This is a genomic window from Microbacterium sp. 05T445 (genome assembly GCF_056395865.1).
Window position 1 is genome coordinate 462,460 of record NZ_JBFTKJ010000002.1, and the last position, 15,476, is coordinate 477,935.

Sequence of the window (15,476 nt, forward strand, 5' to 3'; positions counted from 1 at the left end):
CGCCGTTGTAGACTTACTGAACGAACGGTCTGTAAATAAGGAGTCGACGATGACGACCGAACTGCTGATCGACGAGGCCGCCGAGCAGGCTGCGTTCGACGCGATCATCGAGGCCGACTCGCGCATCGAGCCGCGCGATTGGATGCCGGCTGCCTACCGCAAGACGCTGATCCGGCAGATCTCGCAGCACGCGCACTCCGAGATCATCGGCATGCAGCCTGAGGGCAACTGGATCACGCGGGCACCGAGCCTCAAGCGCAAGGCGATCCTGATGGCGAAGGTGCAGGACGAGGCGGGCCACGGCCTGTACCTGTACTCCGCCGCGCAGACCCTCGGCATCACGCGCGACGAGATGACCGAGCAGCTCATCGAGGGGCGTGCGCGGTACTCGTCGATCTTCAACTACCCGACGCCGACGTGGGCCGACATGGGCGCGATCGGCTGGCTCGTGGACGGCGCCGCGATCTGCAACCAGGTGCCGCTGTGCCGCGCGTCGTACGGTCCGTACGGCCGCGCGATGGTGCGCATCTGCAAGGAGGAGTCGTTCCACCAGCGGCAGGGGTTCGAGATCCTGCTGACGCTGATGCAAGGCTCGCCCGCGCAGCGCGAGATGGCGCAGGATGCCGTGGACCGTTGGTACTGGCCGAGCCTCATGATGTTCGGGCCTCCCGACGACGAGTCGCCCAACTCGGCGCAGTCGATGGCGTGGAAGATCAAGCGGTTCTCGAACGACGACCTGCGGCAGCGCTTCATCGGGATGCTGGTGCCCCAGGCGGAGGTGCTGGGCGTCACGCTGCCCGACCCCGAGCTGCGGTGGGATGCCGCGACGGAACGGTGGCACACGAGCGAGATCGACTGGACGGAGTTCCACGAGGTGCTCGCCGGTCGTGGCCCGATGAACGTGGAGCGCATCCGCAACCGCCGCAACGCCCACGAGGACGGGGCGTGGGTGCGCGAGGCCGCCGCCGAGTACGCCCGCAAGCAGGCCGTGCGTGACGCGGCCGCGATGAAGGGAGCCGCGTGATGACGACGCCAGGTGCCTCGCCACGCGAGTCGTGGCCGCTGTGGGAGGTGTTCGTGCGCGCGGGCCGTGGCCTCAGCCACGTGCACGCCGGGTCGTTGCACGCCCCCGACGCCGAGTTCGCCCTGCGCAACGCGCGCGACCTGTACACCCGCCGTGGCGAGGGCACGTCGATCTGGGTCGTGCCGGCGGACGCGATCACGACGAGCGACCCCGACGCCAAGGGCGCCTTCTTCGAGAGCCCCGCGGGCAAGAACTACCGCCACGCCCGGTACTACACGGCGTCGGAGGGGGTGCCGCACCTGTGACCGAGGTTCGTCCAGGGTTCGAGGACGCTTCGTCTCGCTCCGCTCGCTCAGCGACCGGAGTGGAGGGCGCTTCGTCTGGCTCCGCTCGCTCAGCGACCGGGCTCGAGGACGCGGCGGGGTCTGGCCCGGTTGCTGAGCGAGGGAGCGCAGCGACCGAGACGAAGCACGGCGAGGTCACCGTCGAGCAGGTCGAGCTGTCGGCCGAGCTCGCGGGCGGCGAGGGGCGCGCCGCGAGCGCCGACGTCGCGGAGTACGCGCTGTGGCTCGGCGATGACGCACTCATCCTGTCGCAGCAGCTCGGCGAATGGATCGCTCGCGCGCCCGAGCTCGAGGAGGATGTCGCACTCGCCAACATCGCCCTCGACCTGCTCGGTCACGCGCGCTCGTTCCTGCGCTACGCGGGCACCTTCGACGACCGCACCGAGGACGACCTGGCGTACTGGCGCGACGAGCCGCAGTTCCGCAGCGCGTGGCTCTTCGAGCAGCCCAACGGCGACTTCGCGCAGACGATCGCGCGCCAGCTGGCGGCATCCGTGTATCTCTTCGAGCTGTACACGGCGCTGCAGGGGTCGACCGACGCGACGCTCGCCGCGATCGCCGCGAAGGCGGTCAAGGAGGTCGAGTACCACCGCGACCACGCCGTGCAGTGGACGCTGCGCCTGGCCGGCGGCACCGACGAGTCGCGGCGGCGCATGATCCGGGCGGTGGGCGACGTGTGGCCGTACGTCGGCGAGCTGTTCCGCGACGAGCCGCTCATCGACCGGCTCGACGGCGTCGCGGTGCGGCCCTCGGCGTTGCAGCCGGGGTTCGACGCCGTCATCGCGGCGGTGTGCGCCGAAGCCGAGCTCGAGCTCCCCGCCACTCCGATGTCGTCGGCCGGCGGGCGCCAGGGCCGGCACTTCCCGACGCTCGGGTACCTCCTCGCCGAGATGCAGGTGCTCGCGCGGCAGCACCCGGGGGCGACATGGTGACCGGGGTCTCGTCTCGCTCGACCACCGGTGCCGTCTCGCGCGCGTGGGAGGTGGCGGCATCCGTCCTCGATCCCGAGGTTCCCGTCCTCACCATCGAGGATCTCGGCGTGCTGCGCGACGTCGCCGTCGACGGCGACCGCGTGACGGTGACCATCACGCCGACGTACTCCGGGTGCCCCGCGATGGACGCGATCCGCGACGACGTCGTGCTCGCGCTCACCGCGGCGGGCTTCGCCGACGTCGACGTGCGCCTCGTGCTCGCGCCCGCATGGACGACGGACTGGATGACGGATGCCGGCAAGCACAAGCTCGTCGAGTACGGCATCGCCCCGCCGACGGGGCGTGCCGCCGTGAACGGTCCGATCCGGCTGCAGCTGTCGGTGCGATGCCCGCGCTGCGGATCGCTGGACACCCGCGAGATCGCCCGGTTCGGGTCGACCTCGTGCAAGGCGCTGTACGAGTGCCGCGCGTGCCTGGAGCCCTTCGACCACTTCAAGGTGCACTGATGCGCGCGGAAGACCTGGCGTCCGACGAGACGCAGCGCATCGCCGAGAACCTGCTCACCACCGCGGTGGGCGGGCCGCGCGAGCGCAAGCACCGGGCGCGGTTCCACACGCTGCGCGTCGCCGCCGTGCGGCCGCTGACCGATGCCTCGGTGGAGGTGACGTTCGCGATCCCCGAAGAGATCCGCGACGAGTTCGACTACTTCGCGGGGCAGCACGTGGCGCTGCGCACCGTCCTCGACGGGCACGAGGTACGCCGCTCGTACTCGCTGTGCCGGGCGGAGGATGCCGGCGGTGCGGGCGACGGTCCGCGCACGATCAGCGTCGCCATCAAGCGGGACCTGGGCGGACGCTTCTCGACGTGGGCGCAGACCGACCTCAAGGTCGGCGACGAGCTCGACGTGATGAGCCCGCAGGGCACGTTCACCTCGAAGCTGGCCGACCTCGACGGTGCGCACGTCGCGGGCATCGCCGCAGGCTCCGGCATCACGCCGTTGATGGCGCTCGCCGCCACCGTGCTCGCGCGCTCCGACACGTCGCAGTTCACGCTCGTCTACACGAACCGGTCGAGCCTGGACGTGATGTTCCTCGACGATCTCGCCGATCTCAAGGACCGCTACCCGACGCGCCTCGCGCTGCACCACGTGCTCTCGCGCGAGCAGCGCACCGCGCCGCTCCTGTCGGGCCGTATCGACGAGCCGCGGCTGCGCCGCATCCTCGAGGCGCTCGTGCTGCCCGACACGGTCGACGAGTGGTTCCTGTGCGGGCCGTTCGAGCTGGTGCAGCTGTGCCGCGACACCCTCGCCGACATCGGCGTCGATCCCGCGCACGTGCGGTACGAGCTGTTCACGACGGGGGAGGGCGAGCGGGCCGAACCCGCGGCCGGACGGCCGGTCGTCGTCGCCGCGGACGAGCCGGTGCGCCGCATCGAGTTCACGCTCGACGGGCAGTCGCAGAGCGTCGACAGCCCGGTCTCGGCGCACGAGTCGATCCTCAACGCGGCGCTGCGGGTGCGCCCCGACGTGCCGTTCGCGTGCGCGGGCGGTGTGTGCGGCACGTGCCGCGCCCGGCTCATCGAGGGGTCTGTCACGATGACCGAGAACTACGCGCTCGAGCCCGACGAGCTGGAGCGCGGGTACGTCCTCACCTGCCAGTCCCACCCGACGACCGACGCCGTCGTCGTCGACTACGACGTCTAGGAGCACGCCATGATCGATCTCGCCATCGACGGCGCCGTCGCCGAGATCACGCTGAACGCGCCCGACAAGCTCAACGCCCTGTCGCTGGAGGCGCTGCGGCGGCTGGACGACGCGTATGCCGAGGCGGCGGCATCCGGGGTCCGCGCCCTCGTGCTGCGCGGCGAAGGGCGCGCGTTCTGCGCCGGGCGCGACATCGCCGGCGTCGACCCCGAGACCGACGACGTGCCGGGCTACCTCGGCGCCGTCGAGCAGGTGATGCGGCGGATGGCCGCCTTCCCTGCGCCGACGTTCGCGGCGGTGCAGGGCGCGTGCCTCGGCGTCGGGCTCGGGCTCGCGATCGCGACCGACGTCGTCTACGTGTCCGACACGGCCAAGGTCGGCTCGCCGTTCGCGAACCTCGGCGCCCTCCTCGACTCCGGCGGCCATGCGCTGCTGTACGAAAGGCTCGGCGCGCATCGGGCGCTCGACCTCATCTACACCGGCGAGCTGCTCACCGGTGCCGAGGCGGTCGCCGCCGGGCTCTTCAGCCGCGCCGTGCTCGCCGAGGCGCTGCTCGCGTTCACGCGCGAGCGGGCGATGCGCGCGGCATCCGGTCCCACCGCGGCGTTCGTCGCGTCGAAGCGCCTGATCGCCCACATGCGCGACGAGCGGCTGTGGGATGCCGTCGCCGACGAGACCCGCGGGCAGGAGGCCCTGCGGGCCACCGCCGACTACCGCGAAGGGTTCGCGGCGTTCCAGGAGAAGCGAAAGCCGGGCTTCACAGGGAGGTAGGCCGCAGCGCCTCCGGCAGGAACGCGACCGGGAAGTTCTGGTAGGCGATCGGACGGAGGAACCGCGCCATCGCGTGCGGCCCCACGCTCGTGTGGAGCGGGTTCGTCGTCGCCGGATACGGACCGCCGTGGAACTGGGCACGCGTGACCGACACTCCCGTCGGCCATTGGTCCCACAGCAGCCTCCCGGCGATCTGTTCGAGGACGGGCAGGACCACGCGCATGAGGGCCACGTCGTGGTCGTCGGCGAAGACGGCGGCGGTCAGGTTGCCGTGCAGCGACCGGAGGGCGAGCATCAGGTCCGGCTCATCCGAGTACGTCACGACGAGGGCTGCTGGACCGAAGCACTCGACGAGCAGGCCGTCGGGTTCGGCGGCGAGTTCCCCCGCGGTCGTCCGCAGCACGGTGGCGGTCAGCGTGCTCTCGCCCGGCTCGCCCACGACGGTCCGCGCGCCGGCCGCGGCCACGCGGGCAACGCTCGCGGTGAAGCCTTCATGCAGCGCTTCGGTGAGGAGCGGATGCACGGACGAGGCAGCGATCGACCGGCCGAGGTCGTCGGCGAACGGAACCGCGTCGGGCCAGAAGAGCAGTCCGGGCTTGGTGCACAGCTGACCGCTCGAGCCGGTGACGGAGGCGGCGAACCCCGCGAGGATCTCCGCCCCGCGTGCCGCCGCAGCAGCCGGGGCGACCACGACTGGGTTGAGGCTGCCGAGCTCTCCGTAGAAGGGGATCGGAACGGGCCGGGCTGAAGCGATGTCGAAGAGTGCCCGCCCTCCCGGCACTGATCCCGTGAACGTCGCTGCCGACACCCGCGGATCCTTCAGCGCCGCGATCCCCGCGGCGCGCCCGAACACGATGCCGACCGTCCCCGCGGGCGCGCCGGCGGCCCGCAGTGCTTCATCCATGACGTCGAACGTCGCCTCGCTGAGCTGAGGGTGTCCGGAGTGGGCCTTGATCACGACCGGGCAGCCGGCGGCGAGGGCTGACGCGGTGTCGGTGCCCACGACGCTGAACGCGAAAGGGAAGTTGCTCGCGGCGAAGTTGAGCACAACGCCGATCGGTCGTGACGTGAGCCGGAGGTCGGGGCGGGGCGCGGGGCTGGCGGACGCATCGGCGAGATCGTGCTCGGCGCGCGTCTCCGACTCGATCGCGTCGCCGTAGCAGCGGAACTGGTACGACGCACGTGCCAGCTCTCCTCGTAGGCGCGTCTCCGTCAGGTGCGTCTCCGCCATGGCCAGAGCGACCAGCGGCCCCGCTGCCCCGTCGAGGGCGTCGGCGACGCAGTTCAGGAGCATCCGCCGCTGCGAGGCCGACCGCGCAGCGAGCCACGCGCGCGAGCGATCCGCTGCATTCAGGGTCCGCTCGAGGTGGTCCGTCGTCGTATCCGCGCGGTGGTCACGCACCGGCGCCACCCGTCGGCGCGCCGGTGCGCTCGAAGAACGCCGGGGAAAAGGCATCCTTCCCGATCGCGACGACGTTCGACAGCACCCCGATCCCTTCGACGGCGATCGTGACGATGTCGCCGGCCTCGAGAGAGACGTCCAGCTCCGGCACGATGCCCGTTCCGGTCGACAGCACGATCCCGGCTGGGTGGTGATCGCCCCGGAAGACCCACTGGAGCAGATCGTCGAACCGGCGGTGCATGCGGGCGGTCGACGTCGACGCGGCCCACACCGTGCGATCCCCGCGCACGATCGAGCCGGTGACGCCGAGGGCGTCCGGGTCGGGCACGGCGCCCCAGAGGCGAATCCTCCGGTGCAGGGCGCATGCGCCTGCGTACACCTTCGCCTGAGGAAGGTAGAGCGGGTTCTCGCCCTCGATACTGCGAGAGCTGACGTCGTTGCAGATCGTGTAGCCGACGATCTCGCCCAGAGCGTTGGCGACGACCGCCACCTCCGGCTCGGGCACGTTCAGCTCGCTGTCCGCGCGGACGCCGATCGGCTCGCCGTCGGTCACCACCCGCCACGCCGGCGATTTGAAGAACAGCTCCGGCCGCTCGGCGTCGTACACGGCGGTGTAGACGTCCTTGACCTGGCTCTCCTCGACGCGCGCCTCGCGCGACCTCATGTAGGTCACCCCGGCCGCCCACACCTCGGTCCGTCCGGCGACGGGAGGAAGCCACGCGACGGAGCCTTCGACCGCGGCACCCGGGTGAGCGATCACGTCTTCGATCTCGGCACGGCCCAGGGCGAGCAATTCGGGCAGGTCGTCGACGGAGAGCCGGCGGAGCGTGCCGTCTTCAGCCTCCAAGCCGACGCGGTGGGCGCCTGAGAGCGGGTCGACGAAGCGGGACAGGTTCATTTCGGTCCTTCCGAGGGGGGATGCAGGCGGTAGAGCTCAGGGAAGCCAAGGGGTCGCGGCGGGGCCGGACACTCCGGCGTCGAACGCGAACACCGAGCCCGCGAGCGACTGGCGCTCGAGCTCGGCGGGCGAGAGCATGAAGCGGGCGCTCGTCACGGCGATCGTGGTGCGATCGGCACCGGCGAAGCAGAGACTCGTGACCTGGGTGGCCGGGACCGCGACCGTGCGTACGCACCTGCCGTCGGGTGCGAACCTGCGCACCTGTCCGGCGCCGTGCAGGGCGATCCAGACACAGCCCTCGTCGTCCACGGCGAGTCCGTCGGGAAGGCCCTCGGAGCGGGGGATCTCGGCGAACACGCGACGGTTGTGCGGGATGCCCGAATCCACGTCGTAGTCGTACACGTAGGTCGTCTGGGCGCCGCTGTCGGTGAAGTAGAACCGGGTGCCGTCCGGCGACCAGCCGAGGCCGTTCGCCAGCCGCACGTCCGCCTCGACCTCGACGAGGTTCGGGCCGGTGAGGCGGGAGAGCGCGCCGAGCGGCGGCCCGTTCTGCCAGTCGTACGCCATGGTGCCGCCGAACGCGCGCCCCCGCGGGTCCACCTTGCCGTCGTTGAACCGCACAGCGGGGTTGTCCGACAGGGGAAGACACAGGTCGCGGACGGCGCCGTCCGCCCCGCGCAGCTGGAAGCCGTCCCGCACCATCAGGAGCTGCTCACCGACGTCGGCGGTCGGCAGGATGGCGCCCAGGTGACGGTCGATCGTGAACGTCCCCGTCTGCCCGTTCAGGTCGTTCCAGTGCCCGGTGGAGGCGAGGATGTCGACCCACCACAGGATGCCCGTCCGCGCGTCCCAGGCCGGTCCTTCGCCGACGATCGCCTCGGCGCGCTGCAAGACGTCGACCTCGATCATGACTGCTCCGATCCGATGGTCGGGTCCACGAGCACCTTCGCCAGGGTGTTCGGCGACGCGAGGTCCTCGAGTGCCGATGCAACGCCCTCGAGCGGGACGACCTTGCTGATGAGCGGACGCGGATCGACGACGCCGTCCGCGAGCAGCCGCACCGCGGTCAGGACGTCCACATCCCACATGTGCGCGGCCGTCCCGACGAGCCGCTTCTCGGAGAGGACGACGTCGCGCCAGGGAAGCGGTGGCTCTTCCGCGTGCAGCCCGACGAGGACGACGGTCCCTCCGGCGCGAGTCAACGCGACCGCGTCCGAGAATGCCGACGCGCGTCCGGCGCACTCGAAGACGACGTCGGCGAGGCGCCCAGCGGTCGTCGCACGAACAGCCGCCTCGGACCGGGCGCGGTCCGCCGTGGCGGTGAGGCCGGCGGCGCCGGCGAGCTCGCGACGATGGGATGCCGGATCCTGGACGACGATCGCGGCGCCGTGCGCTTGCGCGACCTGCGCTACCAGGTAACCGACGACTCCGGCGCCGACCACGGCCACCGTGGCGCCGCGCAGATCTCCGGCCTTGGCGACGGCGCGGGCCGCGACCGCGACAGGTTCCGCGAAGGCGGCGACGTCGACATCGAGCCCCTCGGGCACGGCCACGAGCGACTCGGCGCGGCAGGTCATGTACTCGGCCATCCCGCCCGGCGCGTGCTGACCCAGCACGACCAGGTCCGGGCAGAGCCCCTCCTCGTGACGTCGGCACCAGAAGCAGGTGCCGCACCCCTCCACGACGTCCGGCACGACACGCCGACCCACCCACTCGGGGTGGTCAGGGCATTCCACGACCGTGCCCAGCACCTCGTGGCCCATCGCGAGGGGTGCGCGTGCGCCGCTTCGCGGATGCGCGGAGCCCACGGGGATGTCGAGCGGACCGTGCAGGTACTCCTCCAGGTCCGTGCCACACAGGCCGACGCGTTCCACGCGGACGAGGGCTCGGCCCGCATCGGCCGTCGGCCGCTCGACCCGGTCCAGCCGGAGGTCTCTCGCCCCGTACCACCGCAGACTCCGCATGTTCCTCATCCTGTCGTGTTCACAGCGCCGTGACACGGCGGGCGAAGACACCACTGTCGAAGATGTCGGGTCGGATGCTGACGCCGTGACCCGGTGCGTCCGAGATGGTCATGATCGATCCGTTCATCGTCGGCAGCCCCTCCACCAGCTCCGCGTACCACGTGCGGAGGAACGCACGCACGGTCTCCTGGATGAGCCCGTTCGGCTGACTGGCGGTGAGGTGCGCGCACGCAGCGAGGGTCGCCGGGCCCGTGCAGTCGTGCGGCGCGACGGGGACCCCGTACGCGTCCGCCATGGCCGCGATCTTGCGTGCTTCGCCGATGCCACCGCACCACTGCACGTCGACGGTGGCGTAGTCGACGACTCCGGCCTGCAGCAGCGGCAGGAAGCCGCGCCGCCCGGTCGCCGTCTCGCCGATAGCGATCGGGACGTCGACGTCGCTGCGCAGCCGGACGAGCGCGTCGACGGCGTCGGGCCGGATCGGGTCCTCGACCCACATCGGGGCGAACTGCGCGACCTCGCGCATGATCGTCGTCGCGGCGGGACGGTGCCACAGGCCGTGAAGCTCGAGCATGATGTCGACGTCCCGGCCGACGGCGTCTCGGATGTCGGCGAACACCTTAAGGCCCGCGTCGAGTTCGGCCGACGATATCGCAGTCCCGTTGGTGCGTTCCGCTGCGCGGTCGAAGGGCCAGATCTTCATGGCGGTGATGCCCTCGGCGCGCAGACTCCGCGCCAGTTCTCCCGGACGGTTGAGGAATGCGTCGAGGTCGTCCAGTTCTCCCGCGGTGTCGCCCTTCAGGCCCCAGTTGCTCGACGTCTGGCGGGTCGAGCCTCGCACGTAGTCGGCTCCCGCGCAGGTGTTGTACGTGCTGAGTTCGTGGCGGATCGGTCCGCCCAGGAGGCGTCCGAGACTGCTGTCCGATTGCTTCCCGATGATGTCCCAGAGGGCGAGTTCCATTGCCGCGTTTCCGCGCGTCTCGGCGCTGCCACCCTGATAGCCGAGGTACGGGCGGAGGGCGACGGCTGCCGCTTCCGGGGTGGCATCAGGCAGCGACAGCACGATCTCCGCGGCCGTCTCGTGGATGTACGCCTCGACCGTCGCCGCCCCGAAGAACGACTCGCCGAGACCGACCGTCCCATCGTCCGCCGTGAGAAGGACGAACAAGAGGTTGGGCTGGATTGCGGGGCGGAGCGTCTCGACGCGGGTGATTCTCATGGTGCTCCTGTCGGTGCTGCGGACCTTCGGCGGCAGTGCGGATGACGAGTGTGGGCCTGAGCATACAACTGATCAGACCGGTCTTGCCAGTTAGACCAAGATGGCCTACTGTCGGTGATCAACCAAGAGGAGGCCCAGTGGCAGCGACATTCCACGTGGCGATCACCGGCGATGACGCGAACGACGGCAGCATCGACCGGCCCTTCCGCACGATCGGCGCGGCGGCCGCGCAGGCATATGCGGGCGACACGATCCAGGTGGGTGCCGGCGTCTACCGTGAACACGTCGATCCGCCGCGAGGAGGGCGCTCGGCGGAGGAGCCGATCACTTATACGGCGGCCCCGGGCGCGCATGTGGTGATCACCGGCTCCGACCCGATCACCGGGTGGAGACGGCGTGATGCCGGTCTCTGGGAACTCGTCGTTCCGAGCTCCGCCTTCGGCGCCTTCAACCCGTATGCCGAGCGCGTGCACGGCGACTGGTTCGACGGCCGCGGACGCATCCACCGCCGCGGGAACGTCTTCCTCGACGGAGTGTGGCTTCCCGAAGTCGAAACCCGCGCGGCACTGCAGGCAGGCGCAGGTCTCGGGTGGACGTCGACGGTCGACGGCCTCGTGGATGGTCCCGCTCCGGAGCTCTACGGTGTCGAGGGCCACGCAGCGTTCGAGCCTGCCGTGTTCGCACCGGACGGGAAGACGACGATCCTCGCCCGGTTCCCGGACGAGGTCGATCCGAACGCCGGCCGTGTCGAGGTCTCGGTGCGGCCGACCGTCTTCACTCCGACCGCTGAGCACATCGACTTCATCACCGTCCGTGGCTTCGAGATGCGCAACGCCGCGACCAACTGGGTCGCGCCCACGGCGGGCCAGGAGGGAATGGTGACCGCCTACTGGAGCCGCGGCTGGGTCATCGAGGACAACGAGATCTGCTACTCCCGGTGCGCGGGCATCGCCCTCGCGAAGAATCGCGACGAGTTCGATGGCGAGCGCGGCACGACGGACGGCTACTACCTCACCATCGCAGACGCGCTGGACCGCGACGGCTGGTCGCGCGAGACCATCGGGTCGCACATCGTGCGCAACAACCGCATCCACCATTGCGGCCAGGTGGGCATCGTCGGGTCGCTCGGATGCGCGTTCAGCACGATCGAGGGCAACGACGTCCACGACTGCAATCTCCAGGGCATATGGAGCGGGGCCGAAATGGCCGGCATCAAACTGCACGGGGCGATCGACGTCACGATCCGAGGCAACCACATCCACCGATGCGGCGAGCCTGCCGGCATCTGGCTCGACTGGATGGCGCAAGGCACGCACGTCGTCGCCAATCTCCTGCACGACAACGTGCGCGACATCTTCACGGAAGTGAACCACGGGCCGATCCTGATCGCCGACAACATCATGCTGTCCGACCGCGCGCTCCTCTCGAACTCCCGCGGGGTCGTCGTCGCCCACAACCTCCTCATGGGGAGCCTCGAAGTGTGGCACGACGATCGTGAGACCCCGTTCATGAAGCCGCACAGCACCGGACTGGCCGAGATGCGGCGCGTGTGCACGGTGGGCGACGCCCACTGGGCGAACAACATCCTCGGTCCCGCCGTCGACCTGCACGAGTACGACAAGGCGGCGGACGACCTTCCCTGCACGTTCACCGACAACGTCACCCTCTCCGCAGTCGCCGGGCTCGTCGGGGCGACGGTTGCGGGCGTCGCCCTGGAGGATGTCAGGGGCTCCTGGTGGCTCTCGATGTCGACGCCCGTCGAGTGGCACGGAACCGGAGCGCTGCTGTCCACGGACTCATTCCCTCCCGCTGCCGTCCCGCGGCAGGCCGTCGCCCACGCCGACGGAACTCCCGTCGTGCTGGATCAGGACTACCTCGGCGCGCCGAGAGGAGCCCGTGTCGCACCCGGCCCGTTCGAGCGGGGGGCCGTCGGGGCCGTCGCAGTGTGGCCGCGACCGAGCGCGGCCGGCTGAACCGGCCGCAGCATCCCGGATCTCGATCGATTCGACCGCGCACTACCCCTTCAAAGACGAAAGGAACAGCATGACTCCCCACAACCCTGCCCCCGGTCTCTCGCGTCGCGGGTTCCTCGTGGGCGCCGCCGGCGCCGCAGGCCTCGCCGCGCTCGCTCCGCTCCTGGCGGCCTGCGGGGGCACCGCCGCACCCGACCCGACGGGCAAGGTCAGCGTGTCGGTCTGGACGAACGACAAGAACTATCCCGCGTTCTTCAACACCCGTGCGCAGGCGCTGAGCGCGAAGGGCGGGTACCAGTACACCGTCGTCCCGGTCGTCTCCAGCGACATCTGGACGAAGTCGCTCGCCGCCTACGCGGCCAAGTCGACGGTCCCCAGCATGCTCGGCATCGAGATCAGCCAGTTCTCGCGGTACATGAAGAACAACATCGCCTCGGACATCTTCGTCGACCTGAGCGGCCAGATGGGGGCGCCGAATGACGCCTTCCTCGCGTCGCGCGTGGACCCCTACCGCGTCGAGAAGAACATCTACGCGATGGAGTCGGCGACCACGATCGTGACGCTCTACAAGCGCACCGATCTGTGGGAGAAGTACAAGATCCCATCGGCCCAGACCTGGGACGACTACCTGAGGATCGGCGGCGAGCAGTTCTCGAAGAACGGCATCCATCTCGGCATGCTGAGCTCCGTCGACGCGGACATCTTCCCCAACCTCCTGCTGCAGCGCGGCGGGAGGGTGTTCGACGACGACGGCACGTCGGCCATCGATTCGCCGGAGGCCCTCGAATGCCTCACGCTCATGAACGACGGCGTGAAGAACGGCACCTTCATCCTGACCAATGCGATGTGGGGTGCGAACGGCATCGGCATCATGAAGTCGAACAAGGTGGCGGCGCTCTGGTCGGCCGACTGGTTCAACCCGTTCTACCTGGTGCCGAACCTGCCGGAGCAGAAGGGGCTGTGGCACATCGACAATCCGCCGGTCTTCAGCGGCGGCGGGTATGCCACGAGCGTCTTCGGAGGCACCGGCTTCGCCGTGTCGAAGGGCCGGCCGGAGACCGAGGCGACTCTGAAGCTCCTCCAGGACGCGTACGGGACCAAGGACGGCCAAGTGGCGCGCTTCACGACGCTCGGCTACCTCCCGACGATGAAGTCGGCGTGGGACGACCCCACTGTCCTCGGCAAGCAGGACGCCTACCTGGGGGGACAGAAGGTGATGGACATCTACAAGCCCTTGTCCACGCAGCTGCCCACCCAGATCCAGGACCAGAGGTACGGCGACTTCCTGGCGGCGGCCAACACCGCGATCAGCGACATGCACGCCGGAAAGCTCACGCCCGCGCAGGCGCTCAAGCAGATCGACTCGAAGCTCAAGAGCGGCAGCTGAATGGCCACCACCCTTCTGGCAAGCCCGATCGGCGCGAACAGGCGCTCGAGCCGTCGAAGCGGCAAGGGCGCCCCCTACGTGTTCACGGCGCCGTTCTCGGTCACGTTCCTCGCGTTCATCGTCGGACCGGCCATCTTCGCCGTCTACCTCAGCCTGCAGTCGTGGGCGGGGCTCGGGTCCTTCACGTTCGTCGGTCTGTCGAACTACGTGGCGCTGTTCAGCGACACCGACTTCCAGGCGGCGGCCGGCAACACGGCGATCTACATGCTGGCCTCGCTGTTCCTGGTGGTGCCGTTGGCGCTCTTCATCGCATCCGTGCTCAATGCGCGAGGAATGCGGTTCAAGAGCCTGCTGCAGACGGCCTACTTCCTGCCGATCGTCCTGTCGCCGGTCATCATCGCGCTGGTGTTCAACATCGTCTTCGATCAGGAGTCGGGCCTGTTGAACAGTGTCCTCACAGCAGTCCTCGGCATCCCGCCGATCGGTTGGCTGGATGACCCGGACTGGGTGAAGGTGACGATCGTGATGCTGCTCGTCTGGCGGTACACCGGCTACCTGATCATCTTCTTCCTCGCGGGTCTGCAGAGCGTTCCCCGCGAACTCTATGAGGCCGTCGCACTCGACGGAGGCGGGCGATTCCGTTCCTTCACCACGGTGACGCTCCCGAGCTTGAAGCCGATCATGGCCTTCGTGACGGTGATCGTCGTGGCAGGCTCCGCCCAGATCTTCGAGGAGCCGTACATCCTCACGAAGGGCGGTCCCGGTAACGCCTCGATCAGCGTGACGATGTACCTCTACCGGGCTGCCTTCGAACAGAGCAACTTCGGCTTGGCCGCGGCGTGCGGTGTCGTCCTCTTCGTCGTCATCTTCGGTCTGGGTCGGCTGCTGACCTGGGCATTCGGAATCGGGAGCGAGCACGAATGACCATCCTCAACGACACCCGGATCGCGGACGAGGAGGCGACAGCGACCGAGGCGCTGGTCACCGTGGGCCGCCGGCCGCGATCGGCTCGTTCCTACCGCACAGGTGATCGCCTCCGCCGCGGGACCATGTACACGGGCCTCGTCGTGTGGCTGGTGCTGTCGATCGCACCGCTGCTCTACGGCCTGTCGGGCTCGTTCAAGACGACGGGCGACCTGTTCACGCCGCCCCAGACACTGATCCCTCGAGATCCGACCATCGACAACTACGTCAACCTGCTCACGCAGGCGCCGTTCATCCTGTGGTTCGTGACAAGCCTGACGCTCGCGGTGGTCGGCAGTGCGATCGCCACGTTCCTGTGCGCACTGGTGGGCTACGGGCTCGCGAAGTACCGATTCCCGGGCCGGAACCTCATCTTCAGCCTGGTGCTCGGGGCGCTGATGATCCCCTTCGCCGTCATCCTCGTCCCGCTGTTCGTCGAGGTGTCGAATCTGGGTCTCACGAACCAGTACGTCGCGTACCTCGTACCCTTCATCTGCCCCGCCTTCGGTGTGTTCCTGATGAGGCAGTTCATCGTCGGGGTTCCGCAGGAGCTCCTCGAAGCGGCCCGAATCGACGGCGTCGGCGAGTTCGGGATCTTCCTTCGCATCATCCTCCCGGTCGTCCGTCCCGCGCTCGGCGCGCTGTTCGTGTGGACGTTCCTCGGCATCTTCAACGACTTCCTCTGGCCGAACACCGTGATGAACATCCCCGAGCGATACACCCTCACGCTGGGTCTGAACTCGCTGCGGACAGCGTTCTCAACGGACTACTCGCTCGTGCTCGCCGGCACGATGCTCTCCGCCATCCCGACCGTCATCATCTTCATCCTGCTGCGGCGGCAGTTGATCGAGGGACTGACGGCGGGTGCGGTCAAGGGGTGATCGAGGGGCGCGTGAG

The 15,476-nt window shown here is 69.4% G+C and carries 15 protein-coding genes; 10 read left to right on the forward strand and 5 right to left on the reverse strand.

Annotated elements, in window-relative coordinates:
* Positions 1–49 precede the first annotated feature (49 nt).
* From paaA to AC1DDU_RS11645, 6 genes are read left to right on the forward strand one after another with little or no spacing between them, the layout of a single operon-like run.
* Complete coding sequence (gene paaA / locus AC1DDU_RS11620) at positions 50–1,024, forward strand: 1,2-phenylacetyl-CoA epoxidase subunit PaaA (RefSeq protein WP_477434231.1); 975 nt, start codon at positions 50–52, stop codon at positions 1,022–1,024.
* The gene (paaB, locus tag AC1DDU_RS11625) at positions 1,024–1,329 is read left to right on the forward strand and encodes a 1,2-phenylacetyl-CoA epoxidase subunit PaaB (RefSeq protein WP_477434233.1); all 306 of its coding nucleotides are present in this window, start codon (positions 1,024–1,026) and stop codon (positions 1,327–1,329) included. The genes paaA and paaB overlap by 1 nt, the downstream gene beginning before the upstream one ends.
* A gap of 59 nt (positions 1,330–1,388) precedes the next feature.
* Positions 1,389–2,300, forward strand: a complete 912-nt coding sequence (paaC, locus tag AC1DDU_RS11630) for a 1,2-phenylacetyl-CoA epoxidase subunit PaaC (protein ID WP_477434235.1) — start codon at positions 1,389–1,391, stop codon at positions 2,298–2,300.
* Complete coding sequence (gene paaD, locus AC1DDU_RS11635; protein WP_477434237.1) at positions 2,294–2,806, forward strand: 1,2-phenylacetyl-CoA epoxidase subunit PaaD; 513 nt, start codon at positions 2,294–2,296, stop codon at positions 2,804–2,806. Before paaC ends, paaD begins: the two co-directional genes overlap by 7 nt.
* Positions 2,806–4,002: a 1,2-phenylacetyl-CoA epoxidase subunit PaaE gene (gene paaE, locus AC1DDU_RS11640; protein WP_477434238.1), complete on the forward strand. Its 1,197-nt coding sequence runs from the start codon at positions 2,806–2,808 to the stop codon at positions 4,000–4,002. Before paaD ends, paaE begins: the two co-directional genes overlap by 1 nt.
* A 9-nt stretch (positions 4,003–4,011) precedes the next feature.
* Entirely contained in the window at positions 4,012–4,773 is a 762-nt protein-coding gene (locus tag AC1DDU_RS11645; RefSeq protein ID WP_477434240.1) for an enoyl-CoA hydratase/isomerase family protein, read from the forward strand.
* Here the strand turns inward: AC1DDU_RS11645 and AC1DDU_RS11650 are convergent.
* The 5 genes from AC1DDU_RS11650 to AC1DDU_RS11670 are packed head-to-tail and all read right to left on the reverse strand — an operon-like array spanning position 4,760 to position 10,256.
* Positions 4,760–6,184, reverse strand: a complete 1,425-nt coding sequence (locus AC1DDU_RS11650; RefSeq protein ID WP_477434242.1) for an aldehyde dehydrogenase family protein — start codon at positions 6,182–6,184, stop codon at positions 4,760–4,762. The two genes, AC1DDU_RS11645 and AC1DDU_RS11650, sit on opposite strands and share 14 nt — an antisense overlap.
* Positions 6,168–7,073, reverse strand: coding sequence for a fumarylacetoacetate hydrolase family protein (locus AC1DDU_RS11655; protein WP_477434244.1), 906 nt, complete (start codon positions 7,071–7,073; stop codon positions 6,168–6,170). The genes AC1DDU_RS11650 and AC1DDU_RS11655 overlap by 17 nt, the downstream gene beginning before the upstream one ends.
* Before the next feature lie 36 nt (positions 7,074–7,109).
* A complete protein-coding gene (locus AC1DDU_RS11660; RefSeq protein ID WP_477434246.1) occupies positions 7,110–7,982 on the reverse strand; it encodes an SMP-30/gluconolactonase/LRE family protein in 873 nt (290 codons plus the stop codon).
* Positions 7,979–9,037: a zinc-binding dehydrogenase gene (locus AC1DDU_RS11665; RefSeq protein ID WP_477434248.1), complete on the reverse strand. Its 1,059-nt coding sequence runs from the start codon at positions 9,035–9,037 to the stop codon at positions 7,979–7,981. Before AC1DDU_RS11665 ends, AC1DDU_RS11660 begins: the two co-directional genes overlap by 4 nt.
* 19 nt (positions 9,038–9,056) lie before the next feature.
* Positions 9,057–10,256 (reverse strand): mandelate racemase/muconate lactonizing enzyme family protein, encoded by a 1,200-nt coding sequence (locus AC1DDU_RS11670; RefSeq protein ID WP_477434250.1) that lies wholly within the window; start codon positions 10,254–10,256, stop codon positions 9,057–9,059.
* 137 nt (positions 10,257–10,393) lie between these two features.
* On the opposite strand from AC1DDU_RS11670, the gene AC1DDU_RS11675 reads away from it, so the two are divergent.
* From AC1DDU_RS11675 to AC1DDU_RS11690, 4 genes are all read left to right on the forward strand, one after another.
* Positions 10,394–12,229, forward strand: coding sequence for a right-handed parallel beta-helix repeat-containing protein (locus AC1DDU_RS11675; protein ID WP_477434252.1), 1,836 nt, complete (start codon positions 10,394–10,396; stop codon positions 12,227–12,229).
* Between the two features lie 70 nt (positions 12,230–12,299).
* Entirely contained in the window at positions 12,300–13,616 is a 1,317-nt protein-coding gene (locus AC1DDU_RS11680) for an ABC transporter substrate-binding protein (RefSeq protein ID WP_477434254.1), read from the forward strand.
* The gene (locus AC1DDU_RS11685) at positions 13,617–14,540 is read left to right on the forward strand and encodes a carbohydrate ABC transporter permease (protein WP_477434256.1); all 924 of its coding nucleotides are present in this window, start codon (positions 13,617–13,619) and stop codon (positions 14,538–14,540) included. It begins immediately after the preceding gene.
* Positions 14,537–15,460: a carbohydrate ABC transporter permease gene (locus AC1DDU_RS11690; RefSeq protein ID WP_477434258.1), complete on the forward strand. Its 924-nt coding sequence runs from the start codon at positions 14,537–14,539 to the stop codon at positions 15,458–15,460. The genes AC1DDU_RS11685 and AC1DDU_RS11690 overlap by 4 nt, the downstream gene beginning before the upstream one ends.
* The last annotated feature ends 16 nt before the right edge of the window (positions 15,461–15,476 follow it).